At 33.8% G+C, this 15,929-nt stretch carries 16 protein-coding genes and 1 tRNA gene; 12 read left to right on the plus strand and 5 right to left on the minus strand.

What is annotated here, in order from left to right; genetic code table 11:
- The first annotated feature begins 1 nt into the window (after nucleotide 1).
- The 11 genes from ACZ5EP_RS08940 (at nucleotide 2) to ACZ5EP_RS08990 (ending at nucleotide 11,930) form a co-directional block, all read left to right on the plus strand.
- Entirely contained in the window at nucleotides 2-388 is a 387-nt protein-coding gene (locus ACZ5EP_RS08940; protein WP_464508844.1) for a secondary thiamine-phosphate synthase enzyme YjbQ, read from the plus strand.
- Entirely contained in the window at nucleotides 381-1,991 is a 1,611-nt protein-coding gene (locus ACZ5EP_RS08945) for a cation:proton antiporter (protein WP_464508845.1), read from the plus strand. Before ACZ5EP_RS08940 ends, ACZ5EP_RS08945 begins: the two co-directional genes overlap by 8 nt.
- Nucleotides 1,991-2,803 (plus strand): UTP--glucose-1-phosphate uridylyltransferase GalU, encoded by an 813-nt coding sequence (gene galU / locus ACZ5EP_RS08950; protein ID WP_464508846.1) that lies wholly within the window; start codon nucleotides 1,991-1,993, stop codon nucleotides 2,801-2,803. The genes ACZ5EP_RS08945 and galU overlap by 1 nt, the downstream gene beginning before the upstream one ends.
- Nucleotides 2,803-4,575, plus strand: a complete 1,773-nt coding sequence (glmS, locus tag ACZ5EP_RS08955) for a glutamine--fructose-6-phosphate transaminase (isomerizing) (RefSeq protein WP_127681661.1) — start codon at nucleotides 2,803-2,805, stop codon at nucleotides 4,573-4,575. Before galU ends, glmS begins: the two co-directional genes overlap by 1 nt.
- Nucleotides 4,576-4,591: 16 nt before the next feature.
- A complete protein-coding gene (locus tag ACZ5EP_RS08960; protein WP_464508847.1) occupies nucleotides 4,592-6,646 on the plus strand; it encodes an EAL domain-containing protein in 2,055 nt (684 codons plus the stop codon).
- Nucleotides 6,647-6,673: 27 nt separating this feature from the next.
- Complete coding sequence (locus ACZ5EP_RS08965) at nucleotides 6,674-7,837, plus strand: 2,3,4,5-tetrahydropyridine-2,6-carboxylate N-succinyltransferase (RefSeq protein WP_127681657.1); 1,164 nt, start codon at nucleotides 6,674-6,676, stop codon at nucleotides 7,835-7,837.
- 105 nt (nucleotides 7,838-7,942) lie between these two features.
- The gene (rpmB, locus tag ACZ5EP_RS08970) at nucleotides 7,943-8,128 is read left to right on the plus strand and encodes a 50S ribosomal protein L28 (RefSeq protein ID WP_127681655.1); all 186 of its coding nucleotides are present in this window, start codon (nucleotides 7,943-7,945) and stop codon (nucleotides 8,126-8,128) included.
- Between the two features lie 21 nt (nucleotides 8,129-8,149).
- Nucleotides 8,150-9,298: a potassium channel family protein gene (locus tag ACZ5EP_RS08975; RefSeq protein ID WP_464508848.1), complete on the plus strand. Its 1,149-nt coding sequence runs from the start codon at nucleotides 8,150-8,152 to the stop codon at nucleotides 9,296-9,298.
- Between the two features lie 39 nt (nucleotides 9,299-9,337).
- Nucleotides 9,338-10,522 carry a bifunctional glutamate N-acetyltransferase/amino-acid acetyltransferase ArgJ gene (argJ, locus tag ACZ5EP_RS08980; RefSeq protein ID WP_464508849.1) on the plus strand — a complete coding sequence of 395 codons (1,185 nt, stop codon included), beginning with the start codon at nucleotides 9,338-9,340 and terminating at the stop codon, nucleotides 10,520-10,522.
- A gap of 82 nt (nucleotides 10,523-10,604) precedes the next feature.
- Nucleotides 10,605-10,680, plus strand: a tRNA-Asn gene (locus tag ACZ5EP_RS08985).
- Nucleotides 10,681-10,778: 98 nt separating this feature from the next.
- A complete protein-coding gene (locus tag ACZ5EP_RS08990; protein ID WP_464508850.1) occupies nucleotides 10,779-11,930 on the plus strand; it encodes a murein transglycosylase domain-containing protein in 1,152 nt (383 codons plus the stop codon).
- Here the strand turns inward: ACZ5EP_RS08990 and ACZ5EP_RS08995 are convergent.
- From ACZ5EP_RS08995 to ACZ5EP_RS09010, 4 genes are read right to left on the minus strand one after another with little or no spacing between them, the layout of a single operon-like run.
- Entirely contained in the window at nucleotides 11,917-12,735 is an 819-nt protein-coding gene (locus ACZ5EP_RS08995) for a PLP-dependent cysteine synthase family protein (protein ID WP_464508851.1), read from the minus strand. The two genes, ACZ5EP_RS08990 and ACZ5EP_RS08995, sit on opposite strands and share 14 nt — an antisense overlap.
- A 27-nt stretch (nucleotides 12,736-12,762) precedes the next feature.
- Nucleotides 12,763-13,737: an FAD-dependent monooxygenase gene (locus ACZ5EP_RS09000; RefSeq protein ID WP_464508852.1), complete on the minus strand. Its 975-nt coding sequence runs from the start codon at nucleotides 13,735-13,737 to the stop codon at nucleotides 12,763-12,765.
- Nucleotides 13,734-14,189, minus strand: coding sequence for a hypothetical protein (locus tag ACZ5EP_RS09005; protein ID WP_464508853.1), 456 nt, complete (start codon nucleotides 14,187-14,189; stop codon nucleotides 13,734-13,736). The genes ACZ5EP_RS09000 and ACZ5EP_RS09005 overlap by 4 nt, the downstream gene beginning before the upstream one ends.
- 10 nt (nucleotides 14,190-14,199) lie before the next feature.
- On the minus strand, nucleotides 14,200-14,466 hold the full coding sequence (locus tag ACZ5EP_RS09010) for a NifU family protein (protein ID WP_127681641.1): 267 nt from the start codon (nucleotides 14,464-14,466) through the stop codon (nucleotides 14,200-14,202).
- Between the two features lie 64 nt (nucleotides 14,467-14,530).
- Here ACZ5EP_RS09010 and ACZ5EP_RS09015 point away from each other — a divergent pair, with 64 nt between their 5' ends.
- Nucleotides 14,531-15,583: an HD-GYP domain-containing protein gene (locus tag ACZ5EP_RS09015; RefSeq protein WP_464508854.1), complete on the plus strand. Its 1,053-nt coding sequence runs from the start codon at nucleotides 14,531-14,533 to the stop codon at nucleotides 15,581-15,583.
- On the opposite strand, the gene ACZ5EP_RS09020 is transcribed toward ACZ5EP_RS09015, so the two are convergent.
- Entirely contained in the window at nucleotides 15,576-15,917 is a 342-nt protein-coding gene (locus tag ACZ5EP_RS09020; RefSeq protein WP_464508855.1) for an LUD domain-containing protein, read from the minus strand. The two genes, ACZ5EP_RS09015 and ACZ5EP_RS09020, sit on opposite strands and share 8 nt — an antisense overlap.
- Nucleotides 15,918-15,929 lie beyond the last annotated feature (12 nt).

Raw genomic sequence — 15,929 nt, forward strand, 5'->3', positions numbered from 1 at the left:
AATGCAGAAATTAACGTTTAAAACGAATTATAAATCCGAAGTAATCGATATTACCGAAGATATTAAAGAAGCAGTTATCAAAAGCGGGGTAAAAAACGGAATAGTAACTGTTTTTTGCCCTCATTCAACGGCAAGCGTAATTATTTTTGAAAAAAGCGACGCCACTTTAAGAAGGGATCTGCTTGGAATGCTTAAAGATGTCGTTCCATACAGAGACTATTCTCATTCAAATGCAAGAGCACATTTAAAAGCCGCTTTTTTAAGAAGTAATTTAACTCTTATAGTTGATAATGCAAAAGTGGTTTTAGGAGACTGGCAGGGGATATTTTTGGTTGAATTTGACGGGCCGAGGGAGAGAAAAGTATTAATTAAGGCGGTTAATGGTTAGTCCTGTATTGATTGTAATTGTTTTACTTTTTATTGCTTTAAGTTTTAATATTCCGTTTGCAAAATATAAAATACCTCCTATTATAGGATACATATTTACCGGAATAATTGTCAGCAATATTTTTGATATAGACAAACATACGATTGAAATAGTTGCTGAAATGGGAATTGTTTTTTTGATGTTTATGATAGGGCTCGAGTTTTCACCTGATAAACTGAAATCAATGAAAAAAGAGGTTTTTGGTTTCGGATTGGCCGAAATGACACTTGTTAGCGGGTTTTTCGGACTGTTTTTCTGGCTTGCATTAGGGCTTGATGTAAGGATAGCATTTATAGTCGGAAGCGCGATAGCGTTAAGTTCTACCGCAATAGTTTTAAAACTTTTAAATGAAAACAGGGAAATTTCAAAACCTTATGGACGTATTTCCCTTGGAATTCTTCTTTTTCAGGATATTGCGGTTATTCCAATACTTATAGCGATATCTATTATCGTAAACAAAGATGCCGATTTAACTCAGCTTATTTTAAAAACGCTTGGTGGATTTGCGGCGCTAGGGGCTTTTATATGGGTATACGGGAAATATATCGCTCCGTTTGTAATTTCGCACGCTACAAAAACGAAATCGGATGAAATATTTATAGCAACCGTTCTTTTGGTAGTATTAACGGCTGCCGAAATTGCACATTTTTTCGGGCTTAGTTATTCTTTAGGGGCGTTTTTGGCGGGTATGATTTTGAGTGAAACAAAATATAAATATCAGATTGAAGCCGATCTTGTGCCTTTTAGAGATATTCTGCTCGGGGTGTTTTTTATATCTGTAGGTTTAATGGTAAATATACATTTCGTTATAAATAACATATTTACAATTTTAATAATGACGGTAGCGTTTATGTTTGCAAAAGCCGGAGTTATTTATATAATGCTTAAATATTTTGTAAAACATAACCGTATAGCTATCAAAACCGCTTTTACGCTTTCCCAGATAGGTGAGTTTGCTTTTGTAATTTTTGCTTTAATGAGTAAACATAATCTTGTTGAAAACGATCTATTACAAAAACTTGTTGTTGCTACGGTTATTTCTATGGTGCTTACTCCGTTTATTGTCAGGTATATTTATAAAATAGCGGATATTTTTGACAAAGATCTGCAGGATTTTGAAGAGTTTGAAATAGCCCCAGCAGAAGTTAAAGGGCATATTATCTTAATCGGATATGACAAAATTGGTCAAAGAGTTGCCAAAAAACTTACAAATGCCGGAATACCTTATGTGGCTATAGACAAGCAGATTGAAGAAGTAAAAAAAGGTCTTAAAAACGGGGATAATGTTATATTCGGAAACGCCGCGAATAAAAAAGTTCTTGAAAGTTTAAATATTGAAGACGCAAGCGCGGTAATTATAACAACACAGAACGAAGATCATACGCATATGATAGTCGAAAACATACTGGATATTAACCCTAATTTGAATATAATTGTATTAACGGATTCTGATGTTGAAAAGGAATTTTATTCGAATCATAACGTTTATGTTATCGATAAAAGCAAAGAGTTGGCTCAAAAACTAATAGAGTTATCGTTAAAATGTGATTTAAAGGAGAATTGATGATAAAAAAAGCTTTATTTCCGGCTGCAGGATATGGAACGAGATTTTTACCTGCTACCAAATCCGTACCAAAAGAGATGCTGCCTGTTGTAAACAAACCTCTGATTCATTACGGAATAATGGAGTGTATGAATGCAGGTATAAATGAAATAGGATTTGTTACCGGAAGAAACAAAAGAGCAATTGAAGATTATTTGGACTTTTCTCCGGAACTGGAAGAAAAAGTAAAAGACTCAAGCAAAGCCAAGCTTTTACATGAAACAAATGAGATGATACATAAATGTACATTTACATACGTTAGACAAAAAGAGATGCTCGGACTCGGACATGCGGTGCTTACGGGAGAACCGTTAATCGGAAATAATCCGTTTGCCGTGGTGCTAGCCGATGATTTATGCGAGGGGGATGTACTTGCGCAAATGGTAAAACTTTATACTAAATTTAAATGTACTATTGTGGCTATTGAAGAAGTGCCGAAAGATGAAGTTAACAAATACGGCGTGATAGCCGGAAAAGAAATTGAAGACGGTGTTTATATGGTCGACGATATGGTAGAAAAGCCTGAAATTGACAAGGCCCCAAGTAATCTGGCGATAATAGGAAGATACATACTTACAGCTGATATTTTTGATCTTTTAAGAATTACCAAACCTGGCAGAGGAGGAGAAATACAGCTGACGGACGCTTTGCTTAAACAGGCAAAAGAAGGTATGGTTATAGCATATAAATTTAAAGGAAAAAGATTTGACTGCGGAAGCGTAAAAGGGTTTATAGAGGCCACTAATTATTTTTATAACAAGGAATTTAAATAATGTGTGGGATTGTTGGGTGTACGGGAGTCAAAAATCCTCAAAAGTATCTTATTGAAGGACTTAAAGAGCTTGAATACAGGGGATATGACAGTTCCGGGATAGCAGTTATAGACGGAAACGAGCTAAAAATTATAAAAGCCGTAGGCAAACTGAAAAACCTTGAAAGAAAACTTGATCAGATAAAATTTAAAAACCCTAAAGTAGGAATAGGCCATACCAGATGGGCGACACACGGAAAACCGACAGAAATTAACGCACATCCTCAGACAGGAGCTTTCAGTGCCGTTGTACACAACGGAATTATTGAAAACTATCAGGAAATCAAAAAATATCTGGAAAATAAAAATATCAATTTCGTTTCACAAACCGATACCGAGGTTATCGTAAAACTTTTTGAATATTACTGCAACGGAGATCCTTTTGAAGCGTTTAAAAAAATGCTTCATAAAATTGAAGGAGCTTATGCAATTCTTCTTATTACCAAAAAAGAACCCGAAAAAATATTTTTTGCAAAAAAAGGCTCTCCTTTAATAGTGGCAAAAGACGGAGAAGGTATCTATTTTGCCTCTTCGGACGCCCCCCTTATAGGGCATGCTTCCCAGGCGCATTATCTGGATGACGGTGAATACGGTTATGTAAATAAAAATGAAATACATATTTTTAATAATGATATGATTGTTTCTCCGGCATTTAAAGATTTGCCGAGCGATAAAGAGTCTGCTAAAAAGCAGGGCTTCAGATTTTATATGGAAAAAGAGATATATGAACAGCATGAGGTGTTAAAAGAGACAGTTTTAGGAAGAAATACTGATGAAGGTATAAAATTTGACGAGCTAGAAAAAGAATTTTTTAGCGGTATAAACAATATTATTATTTCTGCATGCGGCACCAGTTATCATGCCGGACTGGTGGGAAAATATCTAATAGAAAGAAACGCAAAAATTAAAGTGGATGTAGAAGTTGCAAGCGAGCTTAGATATCGTGAACCTCTTTTGACTAAAGATACTCTTTTTATAGTTATTTCACAATCGGGAGAAACAGCCGATACCCTTGAAACTCTTAAAATGGCAAAAGAGGCGGGACTTAAAACACTTGCGCTTTGCAATGTGGACAATTCTTCTATCGTAAGGGTTGCTGATAAAACAGTTCTGTTAAGGGCCGGAATAGAAAAGGGAGTTGCTTCCACCAAAGCATTTGCCACACAGGTAATGACTCTATGGATGCTTAGCAACTATTTAGGCGGAAAAAATGAGTTTGATGCCATAAACAGGGCAATTGAGGCCACAAAAGTTGACAGCGCTTTACATGAAAAAATCAAAAGACTTTCAAAAAGATACCTGCATGGGCACGGGTTTTTCTTTATAGGCAGGGATATATTTTTCCCTTTAGCGCTTGAAGGGGCTCTAAAACTTAAAGAAATAAGTTATATTCATGCAGAAGGATATCCGGCAGGAGAGATGAAACACGGTCCAATTGCACTTGCGGATCCAGAGCTTTTTGTGGTAGCATTATTAAGTAAAAACATTCTTTATGAAAAAACAAAAGCTAATATTGAAGAACTCGTTGCAAGAGATGCGACGGTTCTGACGATAGCAAGCGATTTTATTGAAATGACAGATGATTTTGTTAAAATAAACGATACGGATCATCCTATGATAGAGTTTTTTGAAATGATGGTTATTACTCAGCTTTTGGCTTTAGAAGTTGCCGTAAGGATGGGAAATGACGTGGATATGCCTAGGAATCTCGCCAAGTCCGTTACTGTTGAATGATGATTAAAGGGCGTTTTTGAAAAAAATTAGAAATGAAATGATAAAATCATTTATTTTATCAGGGGTAGGGTTATTAACTCTTCTTTTTATTTTATATAAATCTATATCGTCTTTTATTATTGAACAGGAAATACAAAAAGCAAGACTTCTTGCCCATACTTTATTATATACAAGAGAATATCTGGCAAAAGTTGCTCCGTTTGTAGAAGTTAAAAACAAAAAATTTCATCCTTTTTCTTTAACACCGGCTTACGCCGTCAGTCAAATAGCCAAAACAATACAAATGAAAGAGCATCTGTATGTCAAACAGACTTCAGATAAATATAGAGATCCTCAAAACAAACCGAACGAACATGAACTGACTGCCATTTATTATTTTAAATCTCATCCGAATGCAAAAGAATTTTTTCAAATTCACAGGGGTCACGAAAATATAAAGTCTGAACATCTGTTTTATGCATATCCTCTTAAAATCGACAGAAGCTGTTTAAAATGTCACGGGCCTAAAAAAGACATACCTAAACCGCTTCTTAATAAAATAGAAAAAATATACGGCGACAGGGCTTTTGGATATAAATTAGGACAGATAAGAGGAATTATTTCGATAAAAATACCTTTTAGTGAAATTAAGCATAAAGTAGATATACTGTTTTTAAAACTTTCACTGTTTTTGCTGTTTTTATATTTATTGGGAATTGTACTGTTTACCAGAATTAATAAACTTATATTTAAAGATATTGATAATATTAACGAATATTTACAAACAAAACTTGCAAAAAATATATACAGGCCTTTTAAGGCTAAGATGAATTTTTTTGAATTCGATATTATTAAAAAGGGTATAAATAGCGTAGTAAAATCATTAAAAAATTATCAAAAAACATTATATAAAAGTCTTTATTATAATGAGCTTACGGGTCTTCCTAACAGAAAAAAACTTATTGAAATTATAAAAAGGAAAAATTATCCTTTAATTCTTCTCGATATAGATTCATTTAAAGAAATAAATTATTTTTACGGTGAAGAGATAGCCAATAAACTTATTAAACAGGTTGCTGAAAGGTTAAGAGATTACCGTACTTTTCATATTAAAATAGATGAATTTGTAATACTGCAAAGGGAAAATATCGGTAAAGACGAAATTTACGAATTGACTAAAAACCTTATTAAAAAACTTGAAGAACCTTATGATATAGATGATTATTCAATAATAGTTAAATTTAGGGCCGGAATTGCATATACTAAGCGTAATTTTATGAGAGCGCTTTCAGCACTGGATGCAACTAGAATATTAAATAAAGACATAGCTTTTTGCAGTGAAGCTGATCAAATCAGAGATTCTTATCAAGAACATTTGATTTGGCTTAAAAAACTTAAAATTGCAATTGAACATAATAAAATAGTACCTTTTTATCAGCCTATATATGATCAAAACAGAAAAATCTGTAAATATGAGGCGTTGGTCAGACTTATTGATGAAGACGGAAATGTTATAAGCCCTTATTTCTTTTTAAATGTTGCTAAAAAATCAAGACTGTATTTTGAAATAACAAAGCAGGTTATTGATAAATCCTTCAAAAAATTCGAAAAAAACGGTACAGAGTTTTCTGTGAATTTGAGCACACTTGATATGGAAAACGATAATATAAAAAATTTTATTATTCAAAAACTTAAAGCATTTAAAAATCCTAAAAAAATAAGTTTTGAGATCGTTGAAAGCGAAGATATTAAAAATTCTAAAAACGCTTATGAATTTATTCAGCAGTTAAAAAGTTTCGGATGTAAAATTTTAATAGACGATTTCGGAAGCGGATATGCAAATTTTGATTATCTTCTTTCTTTAGGTGCCGACGGAATGAAAATTGACGGCAGTCTTATTAAAAATATTTTAGAAGATAAAAATTCTCAAATTGTCGTAAATACCATAGTTAATTTCGCAAAAGAGGTTAATATGCAGGTGATTGCCGAGTTTGTTGAAAACGAAGAAATATTTGAATATTTAAAAAATCTCGGAATAGACTGTTTTCAGGGATATTATTTCTCTGAGCCTAAGGAAGATATAGAAATTTGATATAATTCAAATAAAAAAGGATAATTTATGTTTGAAAATCTTGTAGAAAACATACAAGGATATAAAAAGCCGTTTGCATTCGGTATTGCAAGGGTTGATTTCGGTCAGGTAAACCGTGAGAAGGTTCTGCAGGCAACATATCCTGTAATAAACTGGAATGAAAATTTCGGCAGTGCAGCCGTGTTTATAAGAAGTCTTTTTGAAAACGGCGTGGAAGTGGATTTTAATTCAAGCGAATTCGTAGCGGATGTTACAAAAGAATTTGTTGATACCGCACTTGAGCTGTTTGGAAAAGACTTAGTCGAAGAAGCAGAGGGAGACAAACATAAAAATATCCAGGTATTAAAAGTTTTAAAAGAAATATTTGATGATGAGGTTATGGATAATTACAGAATCTGCTTTTTATTTGAAGACGAAGCTCCTAAAAGCGTAGAAGCCGTATATTTAAAATTATATGCTCTTTCAACAAGAAAAGCGGCGCTGAGAAGCGTTAACTTAAACGGAGCTTTCGGTATACTTACTAACTGTGCATGGGTAGGAAACGTTCCTATCGAACTTGATTATTTAAGAGAAAACGAAATAGAATTAAAACTTAAAGACGCATATCCTGAAGTTGAATATGTAGATAAATTCCCAAGATTCCTTTCACATATCATACCTGACGATAATACAAGAATTTTAGATACTTCAAAAGTTAGAATGGGTGCCCAGCTTGCCGCGGGAACTACTGTTATGCCTGGGGCGAGTTATATCAACTTTAATGCAGGGACAGAAGGCCCTGTTATGGTTGAGGGTAGAATTTCTTCATCTGCCGTCGTAAAAGAAGGTGCCGATGTCGGTGGGGGAGCTTCTATTCTTGGAGTACTCAGCGGAACAAACGGCAACCCTATTACAATCGGAAGAAACACTCTTCTCGGAGCTAACAGCGTTACAGGTATACCTGTAGGGGACGGATGTATCGTAGATGCCGGTATTGCAGTACTTGAAGGAACTAAAATATGGATAAGCGAAGATGAGTTTAATAAAATAAAAGAAGTTAATCCAGAATGGAAAGTAGGGTATAAAGAATACTTTAAAGGCTTGGAACTTGCCGGATTAAACGGGATTCATTACAGATTCGACACTACAAAAGGCAAAATGGTAGCATTCAGAAGCAGAAGAGAAGTTAAATTAAACGAGGAGCTTCACTAAGCTTTTCCTTTTTTCAAGGATAAAACAAAATTTGTTTTTTATAAAAATTTGATATAATTTCAAACTTAAAAAATAAAGCGCTTAAATTATAATAAAGGAAACACAATGGCAAGAAAATGTGAAATTTGTGGTAAAGGTCCTCAGTTCGGGAACAGAGTGAGCCACTCAAACAAAAAAACAAGACATAAATTCAATCCTAACATTCAAAGCGTTAGAATCGAAATTAACGGAGTTAGCAGAAAAGTTAAAATTTGTACAAGCTGTCTTAGAAGCTTGAAAAAATCAGTATAAAGCTCCCCTCTCGGGGTCATTATGAATAAAGACTCTTTTTTAGAGGATTTTCTCAAAAAACTAGCTACTACACTTCACTGGCAAAGAAGTCCTAAACCTGAAGTTGATCTTTCTTCTGAATTATGGGGTGAATTAAAACCTTTCAGAATACCTGTTATTTTAACTATTTTAATAATGCTGTTCGGAACTTTGGGATATATCTGGATAGATAATTTTTCACTTTTAGATGCTATTTATCAAACGGGTATTACTTTTACAACGGTTGGATTTGGTGAAATTGCTCCTATATCTCCTTTTGGAAGATTGTTTACGATATTTTTGATAGTTGCGGGATTTGCTGTATTTTCATATGCTGTAGGTATACTTGTTGACGTAATAAATAAAGGACGCTTAATCGCACTGTTTAAGGAGAATAGAATGCTTTATAAAATTGCAAGGCTTAAAAAACATATGGTTATATGCTATCACAATGACTATACGATAGAGTTAACCAGAGAACTCAGAAAAGCACATATACCTTTCGTTGTTATAGATAATAACGACAACCTGGAAGAAATTGCAAAAAAATATAAATATCCTTATTTTATTAATGCGGATCCCCATACAACACTTGCAATAAAAAAAGCTCACTTAAGCAGTGCGAGAGGAGTAATTACACTTTCTAAAAGTGTTACGGATAATATAGCGGTAGTCAGCAGCGTAAGACTTTATGAAAAAGATTTGAAAAGAAATCCGTATTATATTCTGTCAGTGGCGAATTCCGATGAAGAAATAGAAAAACTTATGAGATTAGGAGCTGACGAGGTTCTTTCTCCAACCAAGTTAATAGCTAAAAGAATGACGGCAGTCACTGTTGATCCCGATGTTAAAAATATTCTCGAAGAGTTTGTATATTCTGTAGATACGCCTTTGGATCTTGAAGAAATTACTGTCAGCAAGAAATCATGGGTTGCATATAAAAAATTAAAAGAAGTTCATTTAAGAGAGCTTTTTAATGTAACGGTTGTAGGTATTAAAGAAGAAAACGGTAAATTTATACCGATACCTAAAGGCGACGTAGTTTTAAAACCTAATGATGTGCTGCTTGTAATAGGTACGGGAAAAGATATGCGTAAAGTCAGAAAAGTAATCAGAAGTTCAGTTAAACCTAAAGAAATAGATTTTATATAAGATAAGTAGGTAAGTAGATAAGTTGTGAAGGGAGAAAAAATGGAGAAAAAATTTAGAATTACACCAATCAGCGGAGGTGTCTGTGCCGTTGAGGGGATATTTGCAAGCGGAGTAAACGCGGGATTTAAAAAAGACGGGTTTGATGTGGGTTTTATAAGAAGCGAAAAAGAAATGAAAATGTCATATCTTTTTACAACTAACAGATTTCAGGCGGCGCCTTTGAAATATGTATTAAGAAAAGGTATTAAAACCACAAACTTTTTACTTGCAAACTCAAAAAACGCTAACGCAATGACCGGAGAAGACGGAATTAAAGATATTGAAGAAATTTTGGAATATCTAGGTACAAAAATTGATGTTACAAATCCTATAATGAGTTCAACAGGAGTTATAGGCGTAAGAATAGACAAGGACAAAATAAAAAAAGCAATTGATCAATTTGATTTTAACGAAAAAGATTCTAACAAATTCGCAAAAGCAATAATGACAACAGACAGTTTTGAAAAAGAAATTGCTTTTGAAGTTGAGGGTGAATTCGGTAAGTTTAAAATAGGAGGAGTTGCCAAGGGAGCCGGGATGATAAACCCTCAAATGGCAACAATGCTCTGTTTTATAACAACTGATGCGGATATACCTGATGAAGATATGAAAAATATTCTTTTGGAAATAAACGAACAAAGTTTTAACGCTATAAGTGTGGACGGAGACACATCTACAAACGACAGTGTATTTTTAATGACGACGTCACAGGGTGATTATGATCAAGAAGCGTTTAAAGAAGCATTAAAGCAGGTTATGTTGAAACTTGCAACCGATATCGTAAGAGACGGAGAAGGGGCTACGAAACTGGTGGCATTTGAAGTTAAAGGCGCTAAAGATAAAAAAGAAGCCAAAACAGCCGCAAAAGCGCTTACTAATTCCCTGCTTATGAAAACGGCAATATTCGGAGAAGATCCGAACTGGGGAAGAATTGCGTCGACTATAGGAGCCAGCGGAGTGGAATGCAGTGAAGATACATTAAGTATAAAAATAGGCGATATTTTGGTATATGACAGAGGAAATATACTTTTTACGCCTGAAACTGAAGAAAAAGCCCATAAAGTAATGAAAAAAGATTCTTTTAAAATAAGTGTCGATTTGGGTATCGGAGAGGGTGAATTTATGGCTTACGGGTGCGATTTAAGCTATGAATACGTAAAAATAAACGCCGAATATAGAACTTAATAGGGAGTTTTATAAAAAATTCTCTATTTTTTGTATTCCTAACTTGCAATCTTAAATTTTTTTGGTATAATTCTATTCACATTCCGGCGTAGCTCAGTCGGTAGAGCAGACGGCTGTTAACCGTCGGGTCAGAGGTTCGAGTCCTCTCGCCGGAGCCATTTAAATCTATTATTAATAGTGTCTGGCACTAATTGACTGCTTACTGCTTCTCTTATAATTTATTAAAATAATTTTTTGTTTTGTTATACTTATGTCTATGAAACGGTTGATATACGGGGTAATAGTTTTTATGTTTTTTGGTTGTTCGGTCAGTGATTATCAGACGGTGGTTGAAGCTGCGGTTTCAAAAAATCCTTCAGCGTTTTTAAAATCCTATGCAAACCGTAAAAAAAATTACTATTTAACGCATCCTCAGGTATTAGCAAGAGATATAAAAAGTTTTATTTATCATTTCAATCTTGAAATCAAAAAGTTTACTAAAGCTATAAGCATATGGGAAAATCCTCAAAAACCTAAAACCACGACACTTGTAAAATATTCTGAAAATTACAAAGCAAGAGCTATAATTAATTTTGATAAAGGTTACGTAAAGGTAGAAACAATAGCCAAAAACTATAAACAGGCGCTTCAGATTGCACTTGTTAATACGATGCTTATGCCTGAAGATCCCAGAAGCGTTGATCTTTTCAGTGATAAAATAAAATTAAACGGCAAACCTTTTCTGGCTGGACAGATATACGATTTTGAGCATAAAGTCGTGCTTTACAGGTGGAGGGCCCAGAGGTATGCCAAATGGCTGATATCCCATAAATTAAAAAGCTACATATATAAAAAACAAAAAGTATATTATGTTACGTTCAGTCTGGCTAAAAATTCTCAAAACATAAGAGCGAAAAAATATCTTCCGTATGTAAAAGAGTACGGAAACAAGTTTAATATTTCAAGAACACTTATACTTGCCATTATAAAAACCGAGAGCGATTTTAATCCTTATGCGGTAAGTTACGTGCCGGCTTTCGGGCTAATGCAGATAGTGCCTACCACTGCAGGTGTCGAAGGGTATGAAAGGGCATACGGATATAAACATATTCCAAGTAAAGAGTTTTTATTCGTTCCGAAAAACAACATACATGTGGGTTCAGCTTATTTGAATATTCTTTTTTACAGATATCTGAAAAATATTAAAAATCCGGTATCAAGAGAATATTGTGCGATTTCAGCTTATAACAGCGGTATCGGTAACGTATTAAGGGTTTTCAGTACAAGAAGAGACAGGGCTTATTATATCATCAATTCACTCTCTCCCAAAGAAGTATATATGCGTTTAACCATGAGGCTGCCTAGTGATGAGGGAAGAAGATATCTTCCGAAGGTTTTGAATAATAAAAGACTTTTTATAGGATACTGATATATTTTTCAATACCGTCAGGCGCAATCGTAACAACATTTCCGCTAAGCGTTTTTGCCGCCAGTATATTGGCGGCTGTCGAAATTCCTCCGGTAATACCAAGTTTTGGAAGCTGTTTTGTGAATTCAACCGCTTCGTCGTCATGTATTAAAATGACATCGTCTATTAAATCCAAGTTTGTTATTTTAGTAATAAATCCGGCTCCTATTCCCTGGATTTTATGTGTTTTTACAGGAAGATGTTTGTTTTTCAGCTTATTGTAAATCACAGGTGAATTTATACTCTCAACCGCTATTATTTTTACTCCCAGAGGTTTTAAAATTCTTCCGATTCCTGTAATTGTACCTCCGCTTCCGACTCCCGCTACGAAATAGTCTATATTTTTAACCTGGTTCAGTATTTCAAAGGCTGTAATTTCCTGTGATTTCGCATTTAAGGGATTTGAAAACTGGTCTGTATAAAAAGCGTTTTTTTCTTTTGCATAATTAAGCGCTTCGTTTAAAGAATCTGAAATCGTGCCTTTTGTAAGTATAAGATTGGCACCGTAAAGTTTTAAAAGCTTTTGTCTTTCGACAGAAAAGCTCTCAGGCATAAAGATAGTGGCTTTAATACCGAATTTTTGTGCATAAAAAGCAAGGGCTATGCCTGTATTTCCACTTGTTACTTCAACTATTTCCCTATAGCCTTTTTTGAAAGCGTCTTCAAGCATAAACAGTGCCGGTCTGTCTTTTATGCTTCCGGCAGGATTTTTATATTCAAGCTTAACGGAAATATTATCTAATTGAAACACCGGTGTATTAAACATTTGAACTCCTTTAAAATTTAGAAAGCTTTATTCTCCAAGCCACATTTTAACGCTGAAATTTTGTATTAGCTTCAGTTTGTGAGCTTTAACGACAAAACCTCTTATAAACGTTTTATTTAGAGTTTCGAGTTTTTTCATAAGGGAAAATTCTTTAAAAAATCTTTTATTCCATTCATTTGGATAGTTTTTGTTTTTTAAAATACAATTAGCCAAAAGATCGGCGGATTTTATAGCGTAATAGATACCTTCAAAACTAAGAGGCATAACCTGTCCGGCTGCGTCACCGACAAAATATATATTTTCTTTTTGTATTATTATGTCTCTTTCCCAGGTAGGTATTTTATAACCTTTGGGTTTTAGCGACAGATTAAGATATTGGCATAAGCTATCGAAATTTTTTCTGCTGACTGTTCCGAGATGGGTTAAATTTTCGTGAGGGAATGCCCAGGCGTAGTATTCTCCGCCTATATTAAAATCAAAAAAAAATTCGCATGTTTTTACTTTGTAACCGTCTGTTCTTGCGTAATGTGTTATTGTTGACGGGATTTGAGGAATATTTACAGCTTTTCTGACTGTTGAATTCACTCCGTCTGCGGCAATCAAAATGTCATATTTCAAGAGAATATCTTTTTCTCTTGTTTTTATTACCGCTTTTTTATTTTGAAAAGTTTTAAATCTTCCGTATATTATTTTTGCTCCGGCTTGAACTGCCAGGTTTCTTAATTCTTCGTCAAATTCCTCTCTTTTGACAATCGACAGATTTTCTCCGTTTAAATCTATTTTTATTTTATCGTTTTTGTAAATCATATATACATGGTCTAAGGAATGTTTAATCAAACTTTTCGGAATGCTAAATTCATCAAATATTTTTGTTTTTACGCCTCCTCCGCACGGTTTGTCGAAGTCCGGTCTGTTTTGTACAATTGTGACGTCATGATATGGAGCCAGAGCCCTTGCGGCTGTAGAGCCTGCAGGTCCGCCTCCTATTATCACTATTTTCACAGACCTCTGTCCTTTCTGTAGTTAAAAGGAAGCTCTTTTTTAGTTTCCGGAAGGATTTTGATTGCCGCCCAGTTTGCTTTTTTGTAGTAAATTTTGAAATTAGGATATTTTTTTAAATCCGTAATTTTAACCAGCTGGGCATTTAAGTGATGTTCTTTTATATAGTTTTGAACATTAATTTTTGCCAATATAAAATAATCTGCAAGTACATAAGCAATATAAGCGGTTACGAATATTATTTGAGCTATACGTATAAACTGAAATTTTTTGTTCAGTCCGATAAAGAAAAAAACAACCACTACCGCAAAATAGATTAAATTAAACTTTCCTAGTGTATATATTGCAAATATTTTAACGCTTTCATTCGGAGAGGCGATTAAAAATTTTAAAACATAAGGGAAGAAAAATCCTATTATAGAAACGATATAAAATAAAAGTATGCTTTTTTTCATAACTGTTTCCTTAAATCGGGAATACCCTGATTTTATCCGTATCCAAATTTCTTCTTAATGTCTCTTCAATTGCAAAAAGAGTCGCTCCTCCTGCACTGCTGCATGCCGCGCATGCTCCTCCATATCTGATAAATACGTGAGTTTCACCGTTGCTTTCTCTTACATCCAAAACTTCAGCCATACCTCCGTCAAACGCAAGCATAGGAAGGATGTCTTTTTGTATTACTTTTTCTATAGCTTCAATTTTGTCTTTAAGGCTCATTTCTTCGAATTTCATTAATTTCCTTTTTTTGTTAAAATATATCGTAATTTAAAAATTATATCAAGAAAGCGGGGGCAAATTGGAAAAAATAGAAAAAATAAAACCGTTGATTTATTCTATAGAATTAAGGGATCCTTATACCAAAGGGCACAGTGAAAGAGTTGCCATTTACGCCAGTGAATTTTTAAAATATTTAGATTTTGGAAATAAACAGGTAGAAGATGTTTATTATGCCGGTCTTCTTCATGATATAGGGAAAATTGCCATTCCGGATTCCGTTTTGCTTAAACCTTCGATTTTAAATCCCGAAGAATATAATATTATTAAATATCATCCTATATTAAGCGCCAATCTTGTAGATAGAATGTATGAGTTTTCTTATCTCAGTGATATTGTAAAACATCATCATGAAAATTATGACGGAAGCGGTTATCCTGACAGGCTAAAAGGTGAAAACATACCTTTTTTAAGCAGGGTTTTAACGCTTGCAGATGTTTTTGACGCTTTAACGACAGACAGGATTTACCGTGAGGCGTTTGATTTCGATGAAGCAATCAAAATTCTTGAACATATGAAATATAAATTCGACCCTAGGCTTTTTGAAAAATTTTTAAGTTTTATAGATAAGTTTAGAATAATTAACGATAAACTGTTTCATATAGAAGAAAAAGAAGAAAAATTTCTTGAAAATTTAAGGTATAAAATATTTTTTGAGGATACGTTTACCGGACTTTTGAACAGAAATGCATTAATGCTTATTTTGAGAAGAGCTATTGAGAACAGTTTAAAAATAACGATGGTTGAGCTTAATATAAAAAATTATCAGTTGCTGCACAAAAAACACGGTATAGAAAATGTAGAAAACGTTATAAAAACTATTTCTATAAAAATAAAAAAAGAATTTAAAGACCTCACAGTAAATGATCCGTTAAATGAAAATAATATATACGTGTTTAAAGAAAGTGTGGCCAGGTTTGTTTTTTTAGGTTTTGGTGACAGTAAAACGTTTTTAAAGAAAATGGAGCCTTTTTTAGATTTGAAAATAGATCATGCGGAAATTGATTTAAACGTTATATTTAAAGAAAAAGAACTTGATTATAATTTTGAAAAACTGATAAATTACGTTATATAAAACAGATGCCGAATTTCATCGGACCGTGAGCACCGAATACCAGGAAACTTTCAACATCAGCCGTTTTGGAAGACCCTGAGATGAAAACTCCCGGGTTTTCAATCATTTCAACAGCTTCATGCATTGTAGGCACTACTTTTTTTGGCATTTTAACGGCTACTTTTTCACTTAAAAATAAGTCTTTTTGATAATCTTCCACCCAAACAGCTCCGTTTTCAGCAATACCGAACTTTGCTTCGGTTACATACCAGCCTTCAGGTATTTCGTCCAGCACTTCCCCTCCGGCTAATTTCAGGTTTTTTATAAATTCATTAGTTAATTCTCCATTCTTCATTCTCAATTCTCC

Source organism: Nautilia abyssi (genome assembly GCF_055388085.1).

What these genes read in the sequence shown, in the direction of transcription:
- ACZ5EP_RS08940 (WP_464508844.1), top strand. Translation starts at nt 2, where the DNA reads ATGCAGAAATTAACGTTTAAAACGAATTATAAATCCGAAGTAATCGAT.
- ACZ5EP_RS08945 (WP_464508845.1), top strand. Translation starts at nt 381, where the DNA reads ATGGTTAGTCCTGTATTGATTGTAATTGTTTTACTTTTTATTGCTTTA.
- galU (WP_464508846.1), top strand. Translation starts at nt 1,991, where the DNA reads ATGATAAAAAAAGCTTTATTTCCGGCTGCAGGATATGGAACGAGATTT.
- glmS (WP_127681661.1), top strand. Translation starts at nt 2,803, where the DNA reads ATGTGTGGGATTGTTGGGTGTACGGGAGTCAAAAATCCTCAAAAGTAT.
- ACZ5EP_RS08965 (WP_127681657.1), top strand. Translation starts at nt 6,674, where the DNA reads ATGTTTGAAAATCTTGTAGAAAACATACAAGGATATAAAAAGCCGTTT.
- rpmB (WP_127681655.1), top strand. Translation starts at nt 7,943, where the DNA reads ATGGCAAGAAAATGTGAAATTTGTGGTAAAGGTCCTCAGTTCGGGAAC.
- ACZ5EP_RS08975 (WP_464508848.1), top strand. Translation starts at nt 8,150, where the DNA reads ATGAATAAAGACTCTTTTTTAGAGGATTTTCTCAAAAAACTAGCTACT.
- argJ (WP_464508849.1), top strand. Translation starts at nt 9,338, where the DNA reads ATGGAGAAAAAATTTAGAATTACACCAATCAGCGGAGGTGTCTGTGCC.
- ACZ5EP_RS08990 (WP_464508850.1), top strand. Translation starts at nt 10,779, where the DNA reads ATGAAACGGTTGATATACGGGGTAATAGTTTTTATGTTTTTTGGTTGT.
- ACZ5EP_RS08995 (WP_464508851.1), bottom strand. Translation starts at nt 12,735, where the DNA reads ATGTTTAATACACCGGTGTTTCAATTAGATAATATTTCCGTTAAGCTT.
- ACZ5EP_RS09005 (WP_464508853.1), bottom strand. Translation starts at nt 14,189, where the DNA reads ATGAAAAAAAGCATACTTTTATTTTATATCGTTTCTATAATAGGATTT.
- ACZ5EP_RS09010 (WP_127681641.1), bottom strand. Translation starts at nt 14,466, where the DNA reads ATGAAATTCGAAGAAATGAGCCTTAAAGACAAAATTGAAGCTATAGAA.
- ACZ5EP_RS09020 (WP_464508855.1), bottom strand. Translation starts at nt 15,917, where the DNA reads ATGAAGAATGGAGAATTAACTAATGAATTTATAAAAAACCTGAAATTA.